The sequence below is a fragment of the Pseudomonas sp. NCHU5216 genome (assembly GCF_052156495.1).
In the GTDB taxonomy this organism is placed as follows: Bacteria; Pseudomonadota; Gammaproteobacteria; order Pseudomonadales; family Pseudomonadaceae; genus Aquipseudomonas.
Genome location: NZ_JBQLIX010000001.1, coordinates 187,527 through 211,503 on the forward strand (window position 1 = coordinate 187,527; position 23,977 = coordinate 211,503).

Below are 23,977 nucleotides of genomic sequence, written 5' to 3' on the forward strand. Positions count from 1 at the left end.
CCTCCTCAGAACTGGAAGTACAGGAAAGGGGAGAAGGAGTTGGCCGCCAGACGGCTCAGCGTCAGCAGGAAGACGGCCCACAGCAGCAGGACGTTGAAACCACTGACGTGCTGCATGAAGTACGGCTGCTGCTTGTTGCCGGCGTAATAGCGCTGATTGATCGTGCCGGCGACGACGAGCCATAGCAGGGCGATCAGGGTGAAACTCATGGTCATGGCCGAGGTGCCGAACCAGTACAGCTCCAGCGAACCGATGCCGTTGAAGCCGAGCATGGCCTGGTAGACCTGGAGGCTGTGCGGCAGATTGCCGGTGAAGAACAGCGGCATGGAGCAGATCAGCAGAAACATGCAGCGCACGTTGCGCCAGAAGTGGTAAGGCGTGGTGATCTTGGTGGCGATGCCCAGCTTGCGTTCGATCACCATGCCGACACCGAAGAACAGCCCCCAGAAGATGAAGGCGAAGCTCGGGCCGTGCCACAGGCCCGACAGCAGCATGGTCACCACCAGCCCGGTGAGCATGCCCACCAGGCGCTTGCGCACCAGCGGCATGTACACGTAGTCACGCAGGAAGTCGGCCAGGGTCATGTGCCAGCGTTGCCAGAACTCGGTGATGCTCTGCGCGATGTAGGGCTGGTTGAAGTTCTCGGCGAAGCGAAAGCCCATCATCATGCCCAGGCCGATGGCCATGTCGCTGTAGCCGGAAAAGTCGAAATACAGTTGCAGCGCGGAAATCAGCAGGCCGAACCAGGCATCGACCATCTGCAGATCGCCAGCGCTGCCACCACCGATGAACAGCACGTTCATCGGTGCCAGGGAATCGGCGATCAGCACCTTCTTGATGAAGCCGAGCATGAAGCGGCAGGCGCCCAGGGAGAACAGCTCCAGCGAGTGGGTGCGCTGCTTCAACTGCTTGTCGATCAGGCTGTAGCGCAGGATCGGCCCGGCGATCAGTTGCGGGAAGATGGCGATGTAGGCGGCGAAGTCGACGAAGCGCTCGGTGGGCTCGGCGTTGCGCCGGTAGATGTCGACGATGTAGCTCAGGGCCTGGAACACGTAGAAGGAAATGCCCAGCGGCAGGATGATGTGCTCCAGGGTGAAGGTGTTGATGCCCAGCGGCTCCAGCACCGCCACCAGCACGTCGGCGCCGAAGTTGGCGTACTTGAAGTACCCCAGGGTGGCCAGGTTGCCGATGACGCCGACGGTCAGCAGGCGGAAGGCGATCTTCTTCTCGCCGGCATCCATGCGCGCCTTGATGCGCAGGCCGAACCAGTAGTTCCAGTAGGAAATGGCGACGAACAGCAGGAGGAAGTCCGGGCGCCACCAGGCATAGAACAGGTAGCTGCCGAGCACGATCACGTACGAACGCCAGTGCTCTCTGGCCAGGTAATAGCAGAGCAGGAATACCGGCAGGAAGAGGAACAGGAAGACGTTGGAGGCGAAGATCATGCTGGCACTACTCTCGGTCAGTACGTCAGGGTGATACCCAGCGTCAGCTGGTAGTCGTCACCGATTTCCAGGGCGCTGCCGGCGCGGAAGTAACTCAGGCTGGTCAGGGTGTTGAGCTGGATGCGCTTGCCTTCGTAGGCCAGCGGGAACATGCGCCAGTAATGGGTGATGTCCAGCACCTGACCCAGGTGGGTGGACGAGCCGCTGTCGCGCACGGTGCCTTCGTTGGTGGTGCGCAGCGGCAGTTGCGCGGAGGCGTTGCGCAGGCGCAGATCGCTCAGGCGGATGTCCAGTTGGCTGCGGTCGGTGGGCTGGGTTTCCAGGGTCACGCCATAGAACGCCAGGTTGCTCAGGTTGACGCTGACCAGGTTGCTGATCAGGCGGCTGCTGTAGCTGAACGGGTCGTTGCGCCGATCCGACTGGATGCGGTTGAGGCTGAAGCCATCGTTGCCGCTGTCGTCCGGGCGGTCGGTGATGCCGGCGGTGAGGCCGACACGTGGCGTCCAGGGCAGATCCTCGAAGCGTTTGCCGATATCGCCGACCAGCGCCCAGCCCTCTTTGTCGCTGCGATCCCGCAGGCCGTTGCGCTGGGTGATTTCCTGCTTGCCGTCGAGGCGCACCAGTTCCAGTTGGTAATCGCTGATCAGCGAGGTCAACTGGCGGGTATCGCCACGCAGGAACAGGCCATAGCGCAGGCCATCGAAATCCTGGCGATCATCGGTGGCGCTGCCGGAGTGGTCGTCCTCGTGCAGCAGGCGCACCCCGACCCAGTGGTCGGCATACCAACGCCAGGCATACTCGGCCATCAGGTAGCGGATGTTCTTGTCACGCGGGTCGAGGCGATTGTCGTCGGAGTTGTAGTAGTAGAACTTCTCGGCGACGGCGACGAAGCCATTGGCGAAGCTGTCGTTGTAGTCCAGGCGCAGGGCTTCGATGCTGTCGTCCCACCAGATGCCGAAGCGGTCGGTGAAGCGCTGGCGGCCGAAGGTGGCGGAGAAGCGTGGATCATCGCCGAGCAGGTTGCGCCGCACGTAGAATTCGCGAGCCTCGCTGTAGGCATGGCGCCGCCGCGACAGGTCGTCGTTGTCGCCCTCGATGGTCTGCAGGGCATTGGGATCGGTGTCGTAGTTGAGCCACAGGCGGCCGAAGGCTTCCCACTTGGCCCAGCGTTGCTCGGGCGAATACCAGCGGTACGAAGGTTCGTAGCGCAGGCTGAAGAAGGCCCGACGGTCTTCGCCTAGACGCGTTTCGTCCGGGCCATAGCCGCTGCGCAGAAAGAGCTTTTGCGTCAGCAGCGAGGTGACGGGTTCGAGTTCGGGTGACAGGTTGCTGGGCTCTGCCACTGGTTCGTCAGGTTCCTCGGCCTGCACCAGAGTGAGGGGCAGGCAGGTGAGCAGCAGGGCGGCATGACGCAGGACATGGGTGCGGATCACAGGATGGATTCCTCGATGAGACGGTTGCCTTCACGGGTGGCGGCGGCGCGCTGTTCGGGGGTGAGCCTGGAGCCCAGCGCTTCCACCAGCGACAGGGCGCGTTGATCACCCAGTTCCTGGGCGGCGTAGGCGAAGCTGTAAGCCTTGATGTCGTCGCGGCAGATGGAACGGCCGTAGCTGTACAGGCGGGCAATGCGCATCAGGGCGTTGAGCGAGCCGCTCTGGACTTCCTTCATGTACAGCGCGATGGCCTGTTGCTGGTCAGGCTCGTCCAGCACGCCCTGGCTGTACATGTCGCCTTCGAGCAGCGTGGCCTCGGGGTAGTGCTCGGCTTGCAGCTCGGCGATCAGGCGCTGGCTCAACTGCGGGTCGAGCGTGCGCCAGACCACCATGTGCAGGCTGGCGCGCAGGGCCTTGATGCGCTGCGGGGTGATCGGATCCTGGCGCTCGGCCATGCTCAGGCTGAGGTTCTGCCCCTGGCGTTGTTCCAGGCGCTGGATCAGCTCGACCACCGGCTCCGGGCCATAGCGATCCGGCGCGGTCATCAGGAAGTAGGCCTTGCTGACCATGGCCGGGCCGAAGTCACGGGCGATGGCGTTGTCCAGCCACAGCAGCACCTCGCGGTCGATCTGTTCGATCAGGCTGGCGTGCGCCTGGGCTTTGCGCTCGCGCTCGGCCTTTTCTTCGTCGGTTTGCGCGCGAGTCAGCGGGCGGTTGTTGTTATAGGCGCCGATCTCGGCGTTGCGCACCGCGGTCAGTTGCTGGGCGATGCTCTGCACCAGATCCACCGGCAGGCTGTTCATGCGTTCTGCCAGGCGTGCGGCGAAGGCGCGGAACAGTTCGTTGCGCTTTTCACCGAGAAAGGCGTAATAGCGGTTCACCGCGCGTGGGTCGCTTTCCACCGCCAGCTCGAACCATTTCTCGGCCTCGGCGCGCTCGCCGTAGCGAGTGGCGGCTACCGCCCGGTACAGCGGGGCGTGGCAGTAGATCAGGCAGGCGCGGTCATACAGCTCGATCAGGCGCATCGTCTCGGCCTGGTCGAACAGCTCCGGGTAGACCAGGAAGACTTCCAGGCGCGTGTCGACGCTGATGAAGTCGCGGCCCACGGCGAATTGCGTCAGGGCCTGGCGCATGAAGTCGCGGTTGGCCTCACGCCAGCGCGGCTTGTAGTCCACCAGGCGCGCCAGGGGGATCAGCGCGCCGATATCGCCACGGCCATCGGCGAAGGCCTGCTTGAACAGCGCGATGGCTTGCGCGGTATTGGCTGGGCTGCGGCTGGCCAGCACTTCGCCGAGCAGACGAGCGGCTGCCAGATCACCGCGCTGCGACAGCAGGCGCAGGTCGTCCTCGACCGCCGCCTGGTTGTCCTGGAACAGCGCGTAGCGCACCTGCTCGAGGCTACGCTCGGCCTGTGCGGCGCCGCTGAGCGCCAGGGTCAGGGCGCTCGTGCAAAGGATGAATCTGAGCGACATGGCGACCTCAGAATGTCCAGCGTGTGGGCAGGCCGAGCCTGAAGTCGACCGCGACAGGCAACTGGTAGTCGTTGCGCGGCAGTGCCTGATCCGGCTTGATGGTCAGCTCGACCATCTGCTGCTGTTCGTCTACGCGGCTGCCGACGATCTCGCCGGTGAAGACCTGATCGCTGCCCAGCACGCGCATCTCGACGCCACGTACACGCTCGAGCTTGTTCATCTGCGCGAAGGGAATGCTGGCCTTGACGTCCAGCGGCTGATCCAGCGGCAGCAGGTGCACCAGCTCGTCCTGCTTGTAGGCGAAACCATCCTGACGCGCTTTGGGGTAGTACAGGCTGCAGTTGCAGGGGCTGGCGATCACCGTTTCCACGGTCACGCGGCCGAGCAGGGCGGCACTGTCCTGTTCCGAGAGGTTGGCCAGGGCGGCGATGTCCGCCGGGCTGGTCAGGCTGCTGGCCAATTGTGTGGAGACACTGGCCAGTGGCTGCCCGACGCTGACCTGGGTCTGCCCGGGGGCGATCAGGTACTTGAGGTTGCCGTTTTCCGGCATGCTGACGATGTAGGCGTTGGCGCCGACCACGGCCTGCGCCGCTTGCATGTGGAAGAACAGCAGATAACTCTTGTAAACGATCAGGGCGAGGGCCGCGAGGCCGATGGCGAGGAACAGCAGCGAGCCGAACAGAGCCCGCAGACGCTCGCCGAAGGTGCGTGATTCGGCGGTCTTGTGCTTGCGTTCCTTGATGTAGTTCTCGCGCTGCATCACGTTGAACAGGCCGTTGATATCGGCGATGTCACCGGACATGTAGGACGAGATGATGTAGCGCAGGATGTCGCTCTTCTGCCGATCCAGGTCGACGAATTCGGCGCCCACCTCATGGTTGCGCTGGGAGACGATCTTCAGCTTGGTCTCGATGTTCAGGTCGATCTTGTTCAGCTTCAGCTTGATCGAGGCATTGAACAGGCTGCCGATGGTCATGGGTTGGGCCAGCGACAGGCCGATACCGCCCAGTGACAGATCCAGTATTTCGCATTCCAGATCCTTGATTCCGTTCCCTTCGAGGGTGACGCGGGCAGGAATCTTGGCGCGAACGAACTGACGCTCGTCGATCGCCTCGTGAACGATGTTTCCGGGTAGGACAGTGCTACTCATGGTCTTCGCGCCTTTGCTTAGTGTTGCGTGAGTTCGAGCAGGATCGAGATGACCCCGAAAAAGATGGCGATCGAGGAGAACAACATGCCCTTCGAGGTCCATCGGTTGAGGGCCGCATCGAAAGCGACGCTGCCATTGCTGAGCGTGGTTTTCTGTCGCGTCCAGCTCTGCTGGTTCATGTGGAACATGGCGTACACCTTCATCAACGACCCCATGATCTGGTTGTAATAGAGGACGAAGGGGTAGAGCGGGTCGACCGGGTGCTTGCTGAAGACGAACAGCAGCGTCACCAGCGAGCGCGACAGCAGCACCCAGAACAGGTACAGCAGCAGGTACTGGATGCCGAACAGCAGGCCGGCCACCAGCGAGGCGCTCAGCCCCATCAGGCAGGTCCACATGGACACGCGCTGGTCGTACAAGACGTACATGGTGAACAGCCCCAGGCGGCCGAAGCCCAGCAGTCGAGTGGTGCGGAAGTTCTGCCGCAGCGAGTTACCGTACCAGCGGTACATCAGTTGCCGGGTGGCCTGGAAGAAGCTGCTGCTGGGCGGGTGCTCGATGGTCAGGGTGTGGCTGTCGGGCACGTAGAAAGTGTCCCAGCCGGCGCGCATCAGGCTGAACCAGGAGGACTTGTCGTCGCCAGTGAGGAACTGGAAGCGCCCCAGGCGCCAGTGATCGAGGAAATCGGCTTCCACGTCCTGAATGAACATTGGGTCGGTCATCACGCTGGCGCGGAAGAACGACAGGCGCCCGGTCATGGTCAGCACGCGCTTGGAAAGCGCCATCGAACACATGTTGATGTGCCGCTGGACGAAACGCAGGGTGTGCCATTCGCGCATCAGGCGGCTGCCTTTGACCTCGCAGAACTCGTTGGTGGTGATGCCGCCGACGCTGGGCAGGTAGGCGAACAGGCTCACCGCGCGCTCGACGCAACCCGGCAGCATCAGGGTGTCGCCGTCGACCACGCCGACCACCGAGTTCTCCAGCGGCATGCGTCGTGACAGGGCGCGGAAGGCGTGCGCCAGGCCGTCGCGCTTGCCAGTGCCGCGGGCCCGCACGATGACCAGCTTGATGTCGTCACGCTCGCGCACTTCCTGGCGCAGGATGTCCTTGATGAAGTGCTCGTCGCTCTTTTCCACGATCGAGGCGATCACCGTGCAGGGCACGGGCAGGCGCTGCACTTCCTGGAAGACCGATTGGTAGACCTGGTAGGTGGTCTGCGTGGGAATGCGGAAGCTGGTGACCACCATGAACAGGTGCTCCGGCAGAGCCGCCGCGCCCATACGGTCGACCGCCTTGCGTATGCGCGGGAAGCGCCAGTGCAGGAAGTACATGCCGCGCAGGTAATGCATCACCGCATTGCCATAGCGCCACATGCCCAGTACGCCGATCAGGAAGATGAACTTCTGATGCGACGGATCGAGGTAGGCGGGATCGATCATTTCCGAGGCGAACAGGATCAGGGCGATGAGGCAGGCCCAGCCCAAGAACTTGTTCAACCTGTCTGCAAAGGATCTTTGCATTTGACGTGCTTCCTTCATTGATGAACGCTGCTGCCGGCGCACCGGCAGCAAGCGCTTTCCTGGCTAGCTGAGTACGTTGTCGCTGCGCCCGTAGACATCCTCGAAGCGCTCGATGTCGTCCTCGCCGAGATAACCGCCGGACTGCACCTCGATGATCTCCAGGGGGATCTTTCCGGGGTTGGCGAGGCGGTGCACGGCGGCGATGGGGATGTAAGTCGACTGGTTTTCCCAGAGCAGGAAGGTCTTGTCGTCACAGGTCACCCGCGCGGTGCCGGAGACCACGATCCAGTGCTCGGCACGGTGGTGGTGCTTCTGCAGCGAAAGCTGCGCGCCGGGCTTGACCACGATGCGCTTGACCTGGAAGCGATTGCCGTTGTCGATGGAGTCGTAGCTGCCCCATGGGCGATAGACCTGGCAGTGGTTGAGCGCCTCGCTGCGGCCTTCGCGGGTCATGGTGTTGACCAGTTGCTTGACGTCCTGCACATGATCCTTGTGCGCCACCATCACCGCGTCCTTGGTTTCCACCACCACTACGTCCTGCAGGCCGACCAGGGTGACCAGCTTGCTCTGGCTGTGGGCCAGGCAGTCGTGGCTGTCATGCACCAGTACGTCACCGGACAGACTGTTGCCATTGGCGTCCTTGTTGCGCACGTCCCACAGGGCCGACCAGGAGCCGACATCGCTCCAGCCGGCGGCCAGTGGCACCACGCAGGCGCGCTCGGTCTTCTCCATCACCGCGTAGTCGATGGAGTTGTCCGGGCAGCAGGCGAAGGAGCTGGGGTCGATGCGGATGAACTGCAGGTCGCTCTTGCTGCGGCTCAACGCCAACTGGCAGGTGTCGTAGATATCCGGGTCGTGCTGTTGCAGTTCTTCCAGATAGCGGCTGCAACGGAACAGGAACATGCCGCTGTTCCAGAAGTAATCGCCCTGTGCCACGAAGCTCTGCGCCGTGGCCAGGTCAGGCTTCTCGACGAAGCGCTCCACCGGCAGCACACCCTCGGGTAGCTCGGCGCGCGCGGGGCTGGTCTTGATGTAGCCGTAACCGGTTTCGGCGCGCTCGGCCGGTACGCCGAACAGCACCATCTCGCCTTGTTCGGCTGCCTTGCGAGCCAGCTCGAGCGCCTGGTGGAACACTGCGTGGTCTTCGATCACATGGTCGGCCGGCAGCACCAGCAGCAGTTCGTCGCGGCCGCTGGCGAGCAGGTGCATGGCGGCAATGGCCACGGCTGGCGCAGTGTTGCGGCCGAAGGGTTCGAGCAGAATGCTGTGCGCCTCGCAGCCGATGGCGGCGAGTTGTTCGTTGACGATGAAACGATGTTCCTCGTTGCACACCACTATGGGTTTTTGCATGCCTTCCGGGGCCAGGCGCTGCAGGGTTTGCTGCAGCATGGTGGCCGAGCCGATCAGGGGCAGGAACTGTTTCGGATAAAGCTTGCGCGACAGCGGCCAGAGCCGCGAGCCGCTACCGCCGGACAAAATCAGAGGAATCATCTCGTCACTCCTGTGCAGACACCGATTGGCAACCTATTGGCAGTGCAAGGGCCATTGGCCTCGGCCGATCCCGTGGCAGCGTGCGTATGCCGCTACCATTCGGGCTGGGCGCTTACCAGCAGATGCCTTCCCGGTTCGCCTGAGTGCTGTGCTCCATGAACCCGACCAGATCGACCACCTGCTTGTCGCTGCTCAGGTTCTGCAGCACGTCGGCGAAGCGCGGTTCGTTGTTGCCGAGGATCAGCACGTCGGAGGCCTCGACCACTTCCTCCAGCTCCTTGCACAGCAGCGAGGAGACATGCGGGATCTTCGATTCGATGTATTCCTTGTTGGCGCCGAACACCCGGGCATACTCGACGTTGCTGTCATAGATGCGCAGCTCGAAGCCCTTGCCGATGAGCATTTCCGCCAGCTCCACCAGCGGGCTTTCACGCAGGTCGTCGGTGCCGGCCTTGAAGCTCAGACCCAGCAGGCCGATGCGGCGCTTGTCGTAGGTGGCGACTATGTCGTAGGCGCGCTGCACCTGGGCGCGATTGCTCGGCATGATCGAGGCCAGCAGCGGGTGCTCGACATCCAGTTGCCCGGCGCGGTAGGTGAGGGCGCGTACGTCCTTGGGCAGGCAGGAGCCGCCGAAGGCGTAACCGGGGCGCAGGTAATAGCGCGACAGGTTGAGTTTGTGATCCTGGCAGACCACGTCCATCACCTCGCGGCCGTCGACGCCGCAGGCCTTGGCGATGTTGCCGATCTCGTTGGCGAAGCTGACCTTGGTGGCGTGCCAGACGTTGCAGGTGTACTTGATCATTTCCGCGACTTCTATGGTCTTGCGGATGATCGGTGCGTCCAGTTCGCTGTACAGCTCCTGCAGCAGATCGCCGGATTGTTCGTCCAGCTCACCGATGACGGTCATGGCCGGAAAGTCGTAATCCTTGATCGCCGTGCTTTCACGGAGGAACTCGGGATTGGTGGCCACACCGAAGTCGATGCCGGCTTTCTTGCCGGACTCCCTTTCGATCAGCGGAATCACCACGTTCTTCACCGTGCCCGGCAGTACCGTGCTGCGTATCACCACTGTATGGCGCTCGTGCTTGTCGCGCAGTGCCACGCCGATCTGCTTGCACACCGACTCCATGTAGCCGAGATCCAGGTCGCCATTGCGCTTGCTCGGCGTACCGACGGCGATGAAGGACAGATCACTGGCCAGCACGGCCGCACCGACATCGGTGGTGCCGCGCAGCAGACCGGCGTTGACGCCCACTTCGAGCAGTTCGGCAAGGCCCGGCTCAACGATCGGGGATTTGCCCTGATTGATCAGATCGATCTTGGTTTGCGAGACATCGACACCGATCACTTCGTGACCGCGCGCCGACAGGCAGCCTGCGCAGACTGCTCCAACATAACCCAGTCCAAAGATACTGATTCTCATCGCTACATCCCTCAATACTAAGTTGTTGGCTAAATCTTCTGCACTTATTCCAGGCACAAATACGCCCTGACTGCGCATGTGCTATCGCGCAATCTCTGCCGTTCTGTTTAGTGGCGGTATGCAATTAGGGCGGATACTAGGGTGGCTTTTTTCTTATTTCAAGTGCCCGAAGTTGGCTTGTTATTGTTTTTTTAATTTAAGTTTGTCTTTTATAAAAAATACAATAAAAACAACGGCTTATAGTTTGTGATATTTCCAGCGTCAAAAAATAGTTTCACTGTTTCTTGGTGTTTTTTTGGCGTCATCAGGCCGGCGCTGGTCGTGCTTCATTATGTTTCATGTTTCTCTCTCTTGCTCGAAAGTTGTGCGTTACTTGTTTTGTTATTGCTTGATTGCACTGTTTTTAAATTTCCATGATTGTGCGCAGGGCGGCGATAGGGCACCTCTAAAAACGTAGGCGAGGTAGACAGCGCAAGGCTAAAACAGGCGAAAAAGCGCAGTTTACGCGCTGTAAATGAGCATTTTGAGCCTGTTTTTAACGCAGCGATGGCAACGCAGGTAGTTTTTAGAGGTGCCCGATAGAGGGCTGTGGGCTTGCCGCGCGAGGAAAGAAGGCAGGTGCTTGCACGGTATTGTGCATGTGGCTTTCTGGCGGCGATTTGCAGTCAAATGACTGTGCGGGCCAAACCGACCCCCGCGAGGACCATGGACGATGACCCAACAATCGCAATTCGCCCTGCTCGGCAAGAGACGGTTTCTGCCGTTTTTCGTGACGCAATTGCTCGGCGCCTTCAACGACAACATCTTCAAGCAGTCGCTGATTCTCGCCATCCTCTTCAAGCTCAATACGGGCGCCGACCGCGATGTGCTGGTCAATCTCTGCGCCTTGCTGTTTATTCTGCCGTTCTTCCTGTTCTCCGCGCTTGGCGGGCAGTTCGGCGAGAAGTTCGCCAAGGACGCCTTGATCCGCAAGATCAAACTGGCCGAGATATTCATCATGCTCGCCGGTGCCGCAGGGGTGCTGCTCAATAGCCTCGAGCTGATGCTGGCGGTGCTGTTCGCCATGGGCACGCAATCGGCGCTGTTCGGCCCGGTGAAATATTCGATCCTGCCGCAGCATCTGCAGGAGAAGGAGTTGGTCGGCGGCAACGCCCTGGTGGAAATGGGCACCTTCCTGGCCATTCTCGCCGGCACCATCGGTGCGGGCATCATGATGGGCAGCAGCAGTTATGCCGCCATAGTCGCTGGCTCCGTGGTGAGCGTGGCGGTGCTGGGTTATCTGGCCAGTTGCGGCATTCCGCGTGCTGCAGCGGCCATGCCCACGCTCAAGCTGGACTGGAACATCCTGCGCCAATCCTGGCTGACCATGAAGCTGGGCCTCGGCCAGCGGCCGGCGGTGTCGCGCTCGCTGGTGGGCAACTCCTGGTTCTGGTTTCTCGGTGCCATCTACCTGACGCAGATTCCCGCCTATTCCAAGGAGTGGCTGCACGGTGACGAGAGCGTGGTGACGCTGATCCTCACCGTGTTCTCGCTAGGCATAGGCCTGGGTTCGATGCTCTGCGAGCGCATGAGCGGGCACAAGGTGGAGATCGGCCTGGTGCCGTTCGGCTCCATCGGCCTGACCGTCTTCGGCATTCTGCTGTGGTGGTTTTCCGGTGGTTTTCCCGAGGGCGCAGCGCCGCACGACTGGCTAGCGCTGCTCGGCCATGGCCAGGCCTGGTGGATTCTCGGCTGCATTCTTGGCATAGGCCTGTTCGGCGGCTTCTATATTGTGCCCTTGTATGCGCTGATCCAGTCGCGCACCGTCGAGCACGAACGGGCGCGGGTGATCGCTGCCAACAACATCCTCAATGCCTTGTTCATGGTGGTGTCGGCCATCGTCGCGATCCTCTTCCTCGGCGTCGCCGGGTTGAGCATCCCGCAGTTGTTCCTGGTGGCCTCGCTGATGAACGTCGCGGTCAGCAGTTACATCTTCAAGGTCGTCCCCGAATTCAGCATGCGCTTTCTCATCTGGCTGCTGGGGCACTCGATGTATCGCGTCGAGCACAAGGGGCTGCAGGCCATACCCGAAGAGGGGGCGGCGGTGCTGGTGTGCAACCACGTGTCCTTCGTCGATGCCTTGCTGATCGGTGGCGCCATTCGCCGCCCGGTACGCTTCGTCATGTACTACAGGATCTACGACCTGCCGGTGCTCAACTTTGTCTTCCGCACCGCTGGTGCCGTGCCGATTGCCGGGCGCAACGAGGATCTGCTGATCTACGACGCGGCGTTCAAGAAGATCGCTGAGTACCTGCGCAACGGTGAGCTGGTGTGCATCTTTCCCGAAGGCAAGCTGACCCGCGACGGCGAGATCGACGAATTCAAGGGTGGGGTGCAGCGCATTCTCGAAGAGAATCCGGTGCCGGTGATTCCCATGGCCTTGCAGGGCCTGTGGGGCAGCTTCTTCAGCTATGACCCGAACAAGGGCTTTTTCAAGCGCCTGTGGTCGCGGGTGACCCTGGTGGCGGGCGAGGCCATCGCGCCCGAGCAGGCCGGGCGTGAAGCGTTGCAGGCGCGTGTGGCCGAACTACGAGGCGACTGGCGCTGATGACGCTGCGCGCGGCGCCCCCTACGCTTCGTAGGGTGCGCTGCGCGCACCAGGCTTTTCATTCGGCGCTCTTTTCTGCCCCCATCCGCCGGTAGAGCGTTGCCAGCAGCGCACCGGACAGGTTGTGCCAGACGCTGAACAGCGCACTGGGTACCGCCGCCAGTGGGCTGAAATGGGCACTGGCCAGGGCGGCGCCGAGGCCGGAGTTCTGCATGCCGACTTCGATCGACAGCGTCTTGCGCTGCGCCAGCGGCATGCCGGACAGGCGTCCGGCCAGATAGCCCAGGCTCAGGCCGATGGCGTTGTGCAGCACCACCACCGCCATGATCAGCAGGCCGGATTCGGCGATCTTGCCCTGGCTGGCCGCTACCACAGCCGCGACGATGGCGACGATGCTCACCACGGAAATCAGCGGCAGTACCTGCACCGCCGTCTTCACTCGCGTACCGAGCAGGCGCTGCACCACCAGGCCGAGCACGATGGGCAGCAGCACCATCTTGAGGATCGAAACGAACATCGCGCTGAACGACACCGGCAGCCATTGCGAGGCCAGCAGCCAGATCAGGGCTGGCGTCACCAGCGGGGCGAGGAGGGTGGTCACCGAAGTGATCGCCACCGACAGGGCCAGGTCGCCACGGGCGAACCAGGTGATGACATTGGAGGCGGTGCCGCCCGGGCAGCAACCGACCAGGATCACCCCGACGGCGATTTCTGCCGGCAGGCCGAAGAGCTGGCACAGCAGCCAGGCCGTCAGCGGCATGATGGTGAACTGCGCCAGCACGCCGAGCAGCACGGCCAGGGGGCGCCGCAGCACGTCACGGAAATCCTCGGCCTTGAGCGTCAGGCCCATGCCGAACATGATCAAGCCCAGCAGCGGCACGATCCAGGCGGTGACGGGCAGGAACCAGGCCGGTTGCAGGAAGGCCAGAACAGCGAACAGCAACACCCAGAGGGCGAAGGTATTGCCGACGAAGCGGCTGAAGGCGATCAGGGCGCGCATAGGGGCGATCCAGGCAGTCGTGGGGGCGGCAAGCCTAGCAGAGGTGGCGTACGAGGGGGATTGGTCGGCGTGCCGTCTGGCGGGAGATATAGATGAATGAATGAATAAATAGTGGCGCCATGATATTGTCGCCGCGCCTTCGCTGTTTAAACTGTGCCGAGTCTCTGTGCTGGCCATAAGAACAACTCTCCAGCGTTTGCGTATTCCTGTATCTCATGCTGGAGAACTTCATGAACAAATGGTTCGGCAACCTCAGCGTAACCCTGAAACTGGCCATAGGCTTCGGCCTGGTGCTGGCCCTGACCCTGATACTGGCTGTCGTTGCCTGGAACGGCATGGGGCAACTGGTGGAGCGTGGTGAGCGCTTGACCGATATCACCCAGCTCGATAGCCGCCTCGACGACCTGCGGGTCAAACGCCTGACCTACGAGATGAGCAACGGCAACGAGGCGCTCGGTGAAACCTTCCAGAAAACCCTGGATGAATACCTGCAGGTTCACCGGGCCGTACGTGTCAACTTCACCCGGCCGGAAAACGTACGGCTGTTCGAGGCGCAGCAAACCCAACTGGATCTTTACCAGACCAGCCTCACCAAGATGCGTGAAGCCTACCGGCAGTTGACTGCCGCGCGTGGCGAAATGGGGCGTCTGGCCAAGGAAGCCTTCGCCCAGCTCGATGAGATAGAAGCTGCCGTGGCGCGTATGTCGGAGAGCGACCCGCAATATCTGCCACGTTATCGCGCCCTGCGCGACGCCCGCGAGGGCTGGCAACTGATGCGCTACGAGGTGCGTGGCTACACCGCCAACCCCAATGCCGACACCGAAGCGGCCGTGCTGCGCCAGTACGAGCGCACGCAGCAAAGCCTGGCCAACCTGCAACAGGCGATGGGCAGTGACATGACTGCGCAGATCCGCGCCGTGGTGGCCAGCTTCAGCGCTTACCAGAATGCCGTGAAGAGCTTTCAGCAGCTCGACACGGCGATCATCCAGGCCCGTGAAGAGATCGGGCAACAGGGCCAGGCGATCACCTCCTTGAGCCAGAAGATGATCGACGGTCAGATTGCACTGCGTGACGCCGATATCGCCTCGGTCGAGCTGGCCGAATTGCTCACCACCGTTCTAGCATTGCTGCTGGGGGCCTGCTCGGCCTGGATCATCACCCGTCAGATCACCCAGCCGCTGGGCCATACCCTGAAGGTGGTGGAGCGCATTGCCGCAGGTGACCTCAGCGCAATACCTTCGACCGCTCGACGTGACGAGATCGGTGCGTTGCAGCAGGGTGTACAGCGCATGGGCAATACCTTGCGTGAGTTGATCGGGGGCATTCGCGACGGCGTCAGCCAGATCGCCAGTGCCGCCGAGCAGCTCTCGGCGGTGACCGAGCAGACCAGTGCCGGGGTCAACAATCAGAAGCTGGAAACGGATCAGGTGGCCACGGCCATGCAGGAAATGTCCGCCACCGTGCAAGAGGTGGCGCGCAATGCCGCCGAGGCGTCGCAGGCTGCCGTGGATGCCGATGGCGAGGCGCGCCAGGGGGATCGCATCGTCAGTGACGTGGTTGCACGCATCGAAGCCTTGGCCGGGGAAATGACTCGCTCCACCGATGCCATGAGCAGTTTGCAGCATGAGAGCGACAAGATCGGCAGCGTGATGGACGTGATCAAGGCGGTCGCTGACCAGACCAACCTGCTGGCGCTCAACGCCGCCATCGAAGCGGCGCGTGCCGGTGAGGCCGGGCGCGGTTTCGCCGTCGTCGCCGATGAGGTGCGTAATCTGGCCCGGCGTACCCAGCAGTCCACCGAGGAAATCGAAAGCCTGATCGCGGCGCTGCAGCGTGGCACCGATCAGGTCGCCGGCGTCCTGCAGGAAAGCCGCAGCCTGACCGACGACAGCGTTGCCCTGGCGCGCCAGGCCGGCGATGCGCTGGAGGTGATCAATCAGAAGGTGGCCAATATCCAGTCGATGAATCAGCAGATCGCCGCTGCTGCCGAGCAGCAGGGAGCGGTGGCCGAGGAAATCGGCCGCAGCGTGCTCAACGTGCGTGACGTGTCTGAGCAGACCGCGGCGGCCAGCGAGGAAACCGCAGCCAGTTCGGTGGAACTCGCCCGTCTGGGCAACCATCTGCAAACCCTGGTCAGCCGCTTCCAGCTCTGACTCGGTTTCACGGGCCTGGCGAACTCGCGTCGCCAGGCCTGCCTCTCTGCTGAGCTTCTGACACCAGCCCTTACAACCTGGCTGCGCATTCTGTCGGCTGCTTCACACTTGCTTGTGTCTCGTGCCATTGGCCTTGCGTCAGCAGTGCCCAGGTGGCTGTTGCCGCGGCACTGCGATCAAACCTCAACAGCCCCCCTATTGCTGGCTCCAAGAAGAACAAGTCTCCAGCTCAACCTTAAAAAATACCTACATTGCCTTGCTCAAGGTTGGAGATCCTTCATGCACTCCTGGTTCGCGAACCTCAACGTCACTCGCAAGCTCGCGCTTGGCTTCGGCCTGGTACTGGCGCTCACCCTGGCTCTGGCCTGGGTCGCCTGGACCAGCCTCGGCAGCGTCATTCAGCGCAGCACCTGGATGAGCGAGATCGCTCATCTCAACAACACCCTCACCACCCTGCGCATCGCGCGTCTGCAACTGATGCTGGCCAAGGGCGACGCCGCCAGCACCGAGCGCCTGCTCGGCAGCCTGGACATCTACCTGCAGCAGCAGAGAAAGCTGATGGCCACCTTCGTCAACCCGGTCAACGTCAAGTTGCTCAAGGAACAGGACGGCTACAACCAGGCCTATCAGAAGTCCCTGGCCGGCATGCGCGCCGCCTACGCCGCCGCCGGTGAGGCTCGTCTGCGCGTGGCCAGCGAGGCCCAGCAACTGAACGAGCTGATGGAGGGTCTGCTGCGTGGCGTGCTGCAATTGCCGTCATACGATGACCAGCGTTTCAACCAGTTGCAGGCCCTGAACCAGACGCAGAACGACCTGCTCAGCGTGCGCTACCTGCTCGAGCGCTACGACAACATGGCCGACAGTCAAACCGAACAGGCCCTGGCTGGCCGCCTGGCCGCCGCGCGCAACAGCCTGGCTGGCCTGCGTGAGGCCTTCGCTGCCCAGGGCGATGTCGCCAGCCGTATCGACGCGCTGCTGGGCAGCTACGAGCAGGCCATGCAGGCACTCAAGCAAGCGACCCAGGACATCGCCCGTACCCGTCAGGAAATGACCGAGCAACAGGCCGAGATCGTGCGTATCAGCGATACCCTGTACAAGTTCCAGATCGAGCGCCTGGGCATCGAGAGCCAGCAGGCGCGCACTTGGCAGATCGTTGCCGTGCTTCTGGCGTTGCTTTTCGGCGTGCTGGCGGCCTGGCTGATCACCCGCCAGATCACCCGTCCGCTGCAAGACACCCTGGGCGCCGTGCAGCGCATTGCCGACGGCGATCTGACCGATGCGCCGCGCGTCACCCGTCGCGACGAGCTGGGCATGCTGCAGCAAGGCATTGCGCAGATGGCTAGCACCCTGCGTGAGCTGATCGGTGGTATCCGGGACGGTGTGGCGCAGATTGCCAGTGCCGCCGAGCAACTGTCAGCCGTGACCGAGCAGACCAGCGCCGGTGCCAATCATCAGCGTCAGGAAACCGATCAGGTGGCCACCGCCATGCACGAAATGTCGGCCACGGTGCAGGAAGTGGCGCAGAACGCCGAGCAGGCCTCCCACGCCGCCACGGCCGCCGATGGTGAAGCGCGTCAGGGTGACCAGGTGGTAGCCCAGGTCATGGCGCAGATCGAGCGCCTGGCTGCCGAAGTGGGGCGTTCCTCCGAGGCCATGACCGGCCTGCAGCAGGAAAGCGACAAGATCGGCAGCGTGATGGACGTGATCAAGTCGGTGGCCGAACAGACCAACCTGCTGGCCCTCAACGCCGCCATCGAAGCGGCGCGCGCCGGTGAAGCCGGCCGTGGTTTCGCCGTGGTCGCCGATGAAGTGCGTGGCCTGGCCCAGCGCACGCAGAAATCCACCGAGGAAATCGAAGCGTTGATTGCCGGCCTGCAGAGCGGCACCCAGCAGGTGGCAGCGGCGATGCGCGCCAGCCGTGACATCACCGACAGCAGCGTCGAGCTGAGCCGCAAGGCCGGCACCTCCCTGGCCAGCATCACCCAGGCGGTCTCCAACATCCAGTCGATGAACCAGCAGATCGCTGCCGCAGCCGAAGAGCAGAGCGCCGTGGCCGAAGAAATCAGCCGCAGCGTGATCAGCGTGCGCGACATCTCCGAGCAGACCGCCAGCGCCAGCGAAGAAACCGCCGCCTCCAGCGCCGAACTGGCCCGCTTGGGCGGTCACTTGCAGTCCCTGGTCAGCCGCTTCCGCGTCTAGTCTGAGGCCCGCGCATTCTACGAGGAGTAGTTTCGGTGCGCATAGCGCACCCTACGCCGGCATTTCGAGTCCAACGTAGGGTGCGCCGTGCGCACCACACGGCCAAGCGTAGCCATGTAGGGGGCACTGCGCGCACCAGCGTCTATGCTGCATCCATGCTTAACGATTCAGGAGACAGGGAATGTCCCGTTATCGCCGTGCACCGGAGGCTGGCGCGAGCTACTTCTTCACGCTGGTTACTTATCAACGCCGCCCCATCCTGACCGACGCTACATCGCGTGCCGCGCTGCGCCAGGCCATCGAACAGGTTCGTCTGCGTTATCCCTTTTGCATCGAAGGCTGGGTATTGCTGCCCGACCACTTGCACTGCATCTGGCGTCTACCACCTGGCGATGCCAACTTCAGTGTGCGTTGGTCGCTGATCAAGCGCCTGACCTCGCAGCAGGTCGTGGCGCCTGCCGCAATCAGCCTCAGTCGACAACTGCGTCGAGAGTCCGGTTTGTGGCAGCGGCGCTTCTGGGAGCATTGCATTCGTGATGATGAGGACTACCAGCGCCATATGGATTACCTGCACTTCAATCCGGTGCGGCATGGGCTCGTGAGGCATGTGCAGGACTGGCCGTGGTCGAGTTTCCATCGCTTGGTGAGGGCGGGGGTATATCCGGCCGATTGGGGCGGCGGGGATGTGCGAGAGGGTGATGGTTTTGGCGAGTAGTGTCGGTGCGCGCAGCGCACCCTACGTGGCTGGTCGAGTTTCCATCGCTTGGTGAGGGCGGGGGTATATCCGGCCGATTGGGGTGGCGGGGATGTGCGAGAGGGTGATGGTTTTGGCGAGTAGTATCGGTGCGCGCAGCGCACCCTACGTGGCGATCCAGCGTAGGGTGCGCCGTGCGCACCGCCTGTCCGAACCTAGCTGACCAGCGTCAGCGACGGCTGCTCTTCGGCGGGCGCCACGCCGGCGAGGAAGTCCTCGCCCCAGCGGCGGATGTCGTTGTAGCAGACGATGTCGAACAGCTCGCGCAAACGCGCCTGGGCCTCGCTCTTGGGCAGGTTCAGCGCCAGGTAGCAGGTTTGTGCCAGGTCGGCCGGGTCGTGCGGGTTGGTCAGCAGGGCACCCTTGAGTTCGGCGGCGGCGCCGGCGAATTCCGACAGCACCAGCACGCCACGCCCGCCGAGCAGGCCTTGCGCGGCGACGAATTCCTTGGCTACCAGGTTGAGGCCGTCGCGCAGCGGGGTGATCCACATGACGTCCGCCATGGCGTACCAGGCGCTGACTTCCTCGAACGGCAGGCTGCGGAAGAAGAACTGCAGCGGCGTCCAGCCGATGCGGGCGAAGCGCCCGTTGATGCGGCCCACGGCCTGTTCGATCTGCGTCTGCAGTTCGTCGTAGACGGTCATCTCGCGCGCTGCCGGCACGCATACGGTGACCAGGGTGACCTTGCCGATCAGCTCGGGGTTGTCGGCCAGCAGGCGTTCATAGGCGTTGAGCTTTTCCAGGATGCCCTTGGTGTAGTCGAGGCGCTCCACGGCGAGAATCAGCTTTACGCCTTTCATCTCTTCGCGCAGTTGCCCCATCAGTTCCTGAATCTTCGGCGCCTCCAGGGCGCTGCGCACGCGTTCGATGTCCAGCCCGACCGGGTGTGCGCCGAGCTTGACCTGGCGCGTGCCGGTATCCAGCGCGGTGGTCATGCGCTCCAGGCCCACGGCGCAGCCGTAGGTGATGAAGCGCGGCGCGCAGCTCTGCCGCTCCAGAGTCTGCAGCGGGAACACGCCACGGGCGACGTCGACGAAGTTCTCCACCTGGCGCGGGATGTGAAAGCCGATGTAATCGCACTGCAGCAGGCTGCCGACGATCTGCCGGCGCCAGGGCAGCACGTTGAACACGTCGGCCGAGGGGAAGTAGGTGTGGTGGAAGAAGGCGATGCGCAGATCCGGGCGCAGCTCGCGCAGATAGGCCGGCACCATCCACAGGTTGTAGTCGTGCAGCCAGACGATGGCGCCTTCGGCGGCTTCCAGCGCGGTACGTTCGGCAAAGGCACGGTTGACCTTGCAGAACACCTGCCAGTCGTCCTCGTTGAAGGTGGCGCGCTCCCAGAAGGTGTGCAGGGTGGGCCAGAAGGCTTCTTTGGAGAAGCGCTTGTAGAACACGTCCACTTCTTCCTTGCTCAGCTTGACCCGCGCGGCGGTGAGTTTGGGATAGCGCTCGGCATCCACCGTGGTATGGCTGTCGAAGGGTTCTTCGTCATCCTCGTGTACGGCCCAGGCCACCCAGGAGCCGGGGCGGCCGTCACCGAAGAAACTCAGCAGGGTGGGGATGATGCCGTTGGGCGAGGTCGGCCGGCGGCGCTGCAGCTTGCCGTTGGCATTGCGGTATTCCTCATAGGGCAGGCGGTGATAGACCATCACCAGCTCGGCCTTGCCCGGTTGTGCGGCCTGGCGCCGTTCGGCGGCGATGCCGTGTTCACCGAGAAAGCCGAAATGGGCGAAGGCTTCGAGGATGCCGCCACAGCCCGGGCGGTTGGCGTGCAGGGTACGCGAGTGGCTGCGCGTGGCGTCCAGCAGGGCGGTTTCCGACTGGCCGACGCACACACCATGGAAGCTGGAGCTGAGCATGGACAGGTCGTTGAGCGTATCGCCCGCGGCCAGCACCTGGTCGTGGCTCAGTTCCAGCCAATCGGCCAGGGCCTGCAGGCTGCTGCCCTTGTTCACGCCCTTGGGCAGGAAGTCCAGATACAGCTCGGCGGAGTAGAGCAGGTCACAGCCCAGTTCGTCGGCGATCTTGCGCAGTTCCGGGTTGGCCGCCTGTTCCGGCGTGCAGAAGTAGGAGCAGCGGCGCGCCTGCGGCACGTCCTGGCGCTCCAGGCCGAACGCCTCAATGGCGCTGGCCACCTGGGTTTCGCCGGGCCAGCGAGCATCCACGGTGCTCTGCAGCGGCTGGATCGGTTGCAGGCTGTCGCCGTGAACCAGGGTCGCGCCAACGTCGGCGATGATGTAGTCCGGTTGTGGCAGCGTCGGGTCGGCCAGCAGCGGCAGCACCGCTTCCAGGCTGCGCCCGGTGACGTAGGCGAGCTTGATCTCCGGGTGTGCGGCGATGGTCTGATAGAGGCTCAGGCGATCCTCGGGATCGCCAGCGAGAAAGGTTCCATCCAGGTCGGTGGCTAATAGCATCGTTGTTTCTCCAGAAGTGGCCTGCGGCTCGGCTCTAGGGCGAGCGGCCTACTGGCCGGGTTTCTGGCTGCTTGGGGTAGGCTCGAGGCCTTGCCGAAACAGCCTTTAAGAACCTGCCCCGAGACTGCAGCGCGAGTCTTGGAACAGGTTCTATGACTTCAGGACAGAGTTGTCGTCTCCTCCGTCGATTCATGGGGCGGTGCATCTGGCATCAGCTCCAGCACCGTGGGGCTGGTGCGCAGCATGGGCACGAAGTGCGCGGCGTCGCCGCTGACCAGATCGCTGACATGGCGCAGCCGGTAAAGGGTGTAGGCAGCCAGCAGGCCGAGGGTGCAGGCGAAGTACAGCGGCAGGGCACGGGCGCCCAGTTGTTCCATCAGCACGCCGGCCAGCAGCGGGCCGCACACCGAGCCGATACCGTTGACCATCAGTAGGCTGGCCGAGCCGGAAAGAATCTCGTCGCTGTGCAGCTGGTCGATCAGTTGCGCCACGGCGATGGGGTAGATGGCGAAGGCCAGGCCGCCCCAGATGAAGATGGCGCCGAGCAGCCAAGGGCCAGCCGGCAATAGGCTCATGATCAGCGCCAGGGCCACTGCCAGCAGCACTACCCAGAGCAGCACCTGGCGCCGGTCGTGGCGATCGGAATAGAGGCCGATGGGCCATTGCAGCAGGGCGCCGCCGAGAATGGTGGCGGTCATCAGCAGGCCGACACCGGCGGTGTCGAAACCGGACAGGCTGGCATACACCGGTGCCATGCCCCAGAAGCCGCCCATGGCCAGCCCGGACAGGCCGGCGGCGATGATCGCCAGCGGTGCGATGTTCCACAGTTGGCGCAGGTTGCTCGGCGGCGTTTCCGGCAGGCTAGGTTGCGCCTGGCGGGTCAGGGTAATGGGCATCAGCGCCGCGCTGATGAGGATGGCGGCGATGGCGAACAGGGTGAACTGCACCGGGTCGGACAGGCGCAGCAGTTGCTGGGCCAGGGCCAGGGCGCCGAGGTTGACCGCCATGTACAGGGCGAATACCTGGCCACGCTTCTCGTTCGGCGCCTGGGCGTTGAGCCAGCTCTCGATGACCATGTACAGCGTCACCAGGGCCAGGCCGTAGAGCACGCGCAGCAGCAGCCAGATCCACGGATTGATCAGCAGCAGATGGAGCAGGGCAGCGATGGCAGCCAGCGCCGCGCAACAGGCGAATGCACGAATGTGCCCGATGCGTCTGACCAGCGGAGTCGCCAGCCAGGTGCCGAGAAGGAACCCGACGAAGTACCCGGACATGATCAGACCGAGCATCGTGGTGGAGTAGCCTTCGGCGACGCCACGCAGGGTTAGTAGGGTATTGAGCAGACCATTGCCGAGCAGGAGCAAAGCCACGCCGCTCAGCAAGGAGCTGATGGGGGCAATGAGAGACCGCATGCGAACTACCCTAAGGAACTATGCCAGTGATAGCAAGCACGAAACAGGCCAGGGTGCAGCGGTCGATTTGTTTAACTTATTGTTATTTAAAGTATTTTTTTGCTGACGAACGGTTGGGTGAATTTTTTGCGTAGCGCCACTGCCCCATGGGTGCGCGCAAAACGCCCCGGTTGCCTTCGGGCGGAGCGAAGACGAAGGTAGCCCGGATGCAATCCGGGAGCTTCTAACAGGCTCCCCGGATTGCATCCGGGCTACGGGGCTCAACCGCGGTAGTAGCGCTGCGGTACGAACGGGGTCTTGGCCACCTTCATCGGCACGCGCTTGCCGCGCACCAGGGCCCAGACTTCGCTGTCGAGGGCGGTAAAGCCGGCGTCGACGTAGCCCATGGCCACCGGCGCGCCGAGGCTCGGGCCGAAGCCGCCGCTGCACACCTGGCCGATCACACTGCCATCGGCATCGACGATCTCCGCACCTTCACGCACCGGCACGCGCTCCTGCGGCAGCAGGCCGACACGCTTGCGTGCCACGCCTTCGCGTTGCTGCTGGAACACGCGCTCGGCACCGGGGAAGTGGCCGGCGCGCTCGCCGTCTGCGCGGCGCACCTTGGAGATGGCCCACAGCAGGCTGGCTTCGATCGGTGTAGTGGCCGTGCTCATGTCGTGGCCATACAGGCACAGGCCGGCTTCCAGGCGCAACGAGTCGCGTGCGCCGAGGCCGATGGCTTCGACTTCGGTTTCGGCCAACAGGCTGCGCGCCAGGGTTTCCGCCTGGTCGACGGCGACGGAAATCTCGAAGCCGTCTTCGCCGGTGTAGCCGCTGCGGCTGACGATGCATTCGCTGCCCAGCAGACGTACACGAGCCACTTGCATGAAGGTCATCTTGCTCACCTCCGGCGCCAGGCGGGCCAGCACGTCGGCCGCTTTCGGGCCTTGCAGGGCGAGCAGGGCGCGCTCCTCGAACAGGCTCTCGATCTGGCACTGCTCGCCGATGTGCTTGTGCAGGTGGGCCAGATCCTGATGTTTGCAGGCGGCGTTGACCACCAGGTACAGGGTGTCGTCACCCAGGTTGGCCACCATCAGGTCGTCGAGGATGCCGCCGTTGGCGTCGGTGAACATGGCGTAGCGCTGCGTGCCCACCGGCAGGTCGATGATGTCCACCGGCACCAGGCTTTCCAGGGCGCGCGCGGCGTGCTCACCACACAGGAGGATCTGGCCCATGTGCGACACGTCGAACAGGCCGGCGGCGTCGCGGGTGTGCAGGTGTTCCTTCATCACGCCCAGCGGGTATTGCACCGGCATGTCATAGCCGGCGAAGGGCACCATGCGCGCGCCGAGTTCAAGGTGCAGGGCATGCAACGGTGTCTTGGCGAGGGTTTCAGTGGTCATCGGAAAATTCCTTGAAAAGGCCCGGCGCGATGGCGCCGGGCGTTTCGCGAGTCGTAGCCCGGATGCAATCCGGGAGCTTTCATGGCATCCCCGGATTGCATCCGGGCTACGGGCTGGACACGGACTGTCCCCTCTC

At 63.1% G+C, this 23,977-nt stretch carries 15 protein-coding genes and 2 pseudogenes; 6 read left to right on the plus strand and 11 right to left on the minus strand.

Going from position 1 to position 23,977, the window contains the following annotated elements; genetic code table 11:
- Nucleotides 1-5 precede the first annotated feature (5 nt).
- From ACSVIK_RS00855 to ACSVIK_RS00885, 7 genes are all read right to left on the minus strand, one after another.
- Entirely contained in the window at nucleotides 6-1,445 is a 1,440-nt protein-coding gene (locus tag ACSVIK_RS00855) for an MBOAT family O-acyltransferase (RefSeq protein ID WP_442442477.1), read from the minus strand.
- Nucleotides 1,446-1,462: 17 nt separating this feature from the next.
- Entirely contained in the window at nucleotides 1,463-2,878 is a 1,416-nt protein-coding gene (locus tag ACSVIK_RS00860) for an alginate export family protein (RefSeq protein WP_442442478.1), read from the minus strand.
- Entirely contained in the window at nucleotides 2,875-4,350 is a 1,476-nt protein-coding gene (locus ACSVIK_RS00865; protein ID WP_442442479.1) for a sel1 repeat family protein, read from the minus strand. The genes ACSVIK_RS00860 and ACSVIK_RS00865 overlap by 4 nt, the downstream gene beginning before the upstream one ends.
- A gap of 7 nt (nucleotides 4,351-4,357) precedes the next feature.
- Nucleotides 4,358-5,500, minus strand: coding sequence for a PilZ domain-containing protein (locus ACSVIK_RS00870; RefSeq protein ID WP_442442480.1), 1,143 nt, complete (start codon nucleotides 5,498-5,500; stop codon nucleotides 4,358-4,360).
- Nucleotides 5,501-5,517: 17 nt separating this feature from the next.
- Entirely contained in the window at nucleotides 5,518-7,023 is a 1,506-nt protein-coding gene (locus ACSVIK_RS00875; RefSeq protein ID WP_442442481.1) for a glycosyltransferase family 2 protein, read from the minus strand.
- Between the two features lie 63 nt (nucleotides 7,024-7,086).
- A complete protein-coding gene (locus ACSVIK_RS00880; RefSeq protein ID WP_442442482.1) occupies nucleotides 7,087-8,514 on the minus strand; it encodes a mannose-1-phosphate guanylyltransferase/mannose-6-phosphate isomerase in 1,428 nt (475 codons plus the stop codon).
- 112 nt (nucleotides 8,515-8,626) lie between these two features.
- Entirely contained in the window at nucleotides 8,627-9,937 is a 1,311-nt protein-coding gene (locus tag ACSVIK_RS00885) for a nucleotide sugar dehydrogenase (protein ID WP_442442483.1), read from the minus strand.
- Between the two features lie 712 nt (nucleotides 9,938-10,649).
- On the opposite strand from ACSVIK_RS00885, the gene ACSVIK_RS00890 reads away from it, so the two are divergent.
- Entirely contained in the window at nucleotides 10,650-12,524 is a 1,875-nt protein-coding gene (locus tag ACSVIK_RS00890; RefSeq protein WP_442442484.1) for an MFS transporter, read from the plus strand.
- A 58-nt stretch (nucleotides 12,525-12,582) separates the two neighbouring features.
- On the opposite strand, the gene ACSVIK_RS00895 is transcribed toward ACSVIK_RS00890, so the two are convergent.
- The gene (locus ACSVIK_RS00895) at nucleotides 12,583-13,524 is read right to left on the minus strand and encodes a bile acid:sodium symporter family protein (protein WP_442442485.1); all 942 of its coding nucleotides are present in this window, start codon (nucleotides 13,522-13,524) and stop codon (nucleotides 12,583-12,585) included.
- 335 nt (nucleotides 13,525-13,859) lie between these two features.
- On the opposite strand from ACSVIK_RS00895, the pseudogene ACSVIK_RS00900 reads away from it, so the two are divergent.
- The 5 genes and pseudogenes from ACSVIK_RS00900 to ACSVIK_RS00920 form a co-directional block, all read left to right on the plus strand.
- Nucleotides 13,860-14,822, plus strand: a pseudogene (locus tag ACSVIK_RS00900) (methyl-accepting chemotaxis protein); the annotation flags it as partial.
- Between the two features lie 141 nt (nucleotides 14,823-14,963).
- Nucleotides 14,964-15,677 (plus strand): methyl-accepting chemotaxis protein, encoded by a 714-nt coding sequence (locus tag ACSVIK_RS00905; RefSeq protein ID WP_442442587.1) that lies wholly within the window; start codon nucleotides 14,964-14,966, stop codon nucleotides 15,675-15,677.
- A gap of 414 nt (nucleotides 15,678-16,091) precedes the next feature.
- Nucleotides 16,092-16,973 (plus strand): annotated as a pseudogene (locus tag ACSVIK_RS00910) (methyl-accepting chemotaxis protein); the annotation flags it as partial.
- Nucleotides 16,974-17,171: 198 nt separating this feature from the next.
- Nucleotides 17,172-17,876 (plus strand): methyl-accepting chemotaxis protein, encoded by a 705-nt coding sequence (locus tag ACSVIK_RS00915; RefSeq protein ID WP_442442588.1) that lies wholly within the window; start codon nucleotides 17,172-17,174, stop codon nucleotides 17,874-17,876.
- A 181-nt stretch (nucleotides 17,877-18,057) separates the two neighbouring features.
- Nucleotides 18,058-18,591: an REP-associated tyrosine transposase gene (locus ACSVIK_RS00920; protein WP_442442486.1), complete on the plus strand. Its 534-nt coding sequence runs from the start codon at nucleotides 18,058-18,060 to the stop codon at nucleotides 18,589-18,591.
- A 194-nt stretch (nucleotides 18,592-18,785) separates the two neighbouring features.
- On the opposite strand, the gene ggpS is transcribed toward ACSVIK_RS00920, so the two are convergent.
- The 3 genes from ggpS to gcvT all read right to left on the minus strand — a co-directional run bounded on the left by ggpS (nucleotide 18,786) and on the right by gcvT (nucleotide 23,841).
- Nucleotides 18,786-21,044 (minus strand): glucosylglycerol-phosphate synthase, encoded by a 2,259-nt coding sequence (gene ggpS, locus ACSVIK_RS00925; protein WP_442442487.1) that lies wholly within the window; start codon nucleotides 21,042-21,044, stop codon nucleotides 18,786-18,788.
- Between the two features lie 158 nt (nucleotides 21,045-21,202).
- Nucleotides 21,203-22,456 carry an MFS transporter gene (locus ACSVIK_RS00930; RefSeq protein WP_442442488.1) on the minus strand — a complete coding sequence of 418 codons (1,254 nt, stop codon included), beginning with the start codon at nucleotides 22,454-22,456 and terminating at the stop codon, nucleotides 21,203-21,205.
- Between the two features lie 260 nt (nucleotides 22,457-22,716).
- Nucleotides 22,717-23,841 (minus strand): glycine cleavage system aminomethyltransferase GcvT, encoded by a 1,125-nt coding sequence (gene gcvT / locus ACSVIK_RS00935; protein WP_442442489.1) that lies wholly within the window; start codon nucleotides 23,839-23,841, stop codon nucleotides 22,717-22,719.
- Nucleotides 23,842-23,977: the final 136 nt, after the last annotated feature.

What these genes read in the sequence shown, in the direction of transcription:
- ACSVIK_RS00875 (WP_442442481.1), bottom strand. Translation starts at nt 7,023, where the DNA reads ATGCAAAGATCCTTTGCAGACAGGTTGAACAAGTTCTTGGGCTGGGCC.
- ACSVIK_RS00855 (WP_442442477.1), bottom strand. Translation starts at nt 1,445, where the DNA reads ATGATCTTCGCCTCCAACGTCTTCCTGTTCCTCTTCCTGCCGGTATTC.
- ACSVIK_RS00870 (WP_442442480.1), bottom strand. Translation starts at nt 5,500, where the DNA reads ATGAGTAGCACTGTCCTACCCGGAAACATCGTTCACGAGGCGATCGAC.
- ACSVIK_RS00915 (WP_442442588.1), top strand. Translation starts at nt 17,172, where the DNA reads ATGTCGGCCACGGTGCAGGAAGTGGCGCAGAACGCCGAGCAGGCCTCC.
- ACSVIK_RS00905 (WP_442442587.1), top strand. Translation starts at nt 14,964, where the DNA reads ATGCAGGAAATGTCCGCCACCGTGCAAGAGGTGGCGCGCAATGCCGCC.
- gcvT (WP_442442489.1), bottom strand. Translation starts at nt 23,841, where the DNA reads ATGACCACTGAAACCCTCGCCAAGACACCGTTGCATGCCCTGCACCTT.
- ACSVIK_RS00895 (WP_442442485.1), bottom strand. Translation starts at nt 13,524, where the DNA reads ATGCGCGCCCTGATCGCCTTCAGCCGCTTCGTCGGCAATACCTTCGCC.
- ACSVIK_RS00885 (WP_442442483.1), bottom strand. Translation starts at nt 9,937, where the DNA reads ATGAGAATCAGTATCTTTGGACTGGGTTATGTTGGAGCAGTCTGCGCA.
- ACSVIK_RS00930 (WP_442442488.1), bottom strand. Translation starts at nt 22,456, where the DNA reads ATGCGGTCTCTCATTGCCCCCATCAGCTCCTTGCTGAGCGGCGTGGCT.
- ACSVIK_RS00865 (WP_442442479.1), bottom strand. Translation starts at nt 4,350, where the DNA reads ATGTCGCTCAGATTCATCCTTTGCACGAGCGCCCTGACCCTGGCGCTC.
- ACSVIK_RS00880 (WP_442442482.1), bottom strand. Translation starts at nt 8,514, where the DNA reads ATGATTCCTCTGATTTTGTCCGGCGGTAGCGGCTCGCGGCTCTGGCCG.
- ACSVIK_RS00920 (WP_442442486.1), top strand. Translation starts at nt 18,058, where the DNA reads ATGTCCCGTTATCGCCGTGCACCGGAGGCTGGCGCGAGCTACTTCTTC.
- ggpS (WP_442442487.1), bottom strand. Translation starts at nt 21,044, where the DNA reads ATGCTATTAGCCACCGACCTGGATGGAACCTTTCTCGCTGGCGATCCC.
- ACSVIK_RS00890 (WP_442442484.1), top strand. Translation starts at nt 10,650, where the DNA reads ATGACCCAACAATCGCAATTCGCCCTGCTCGGCAAGAGACGGTTTCTG.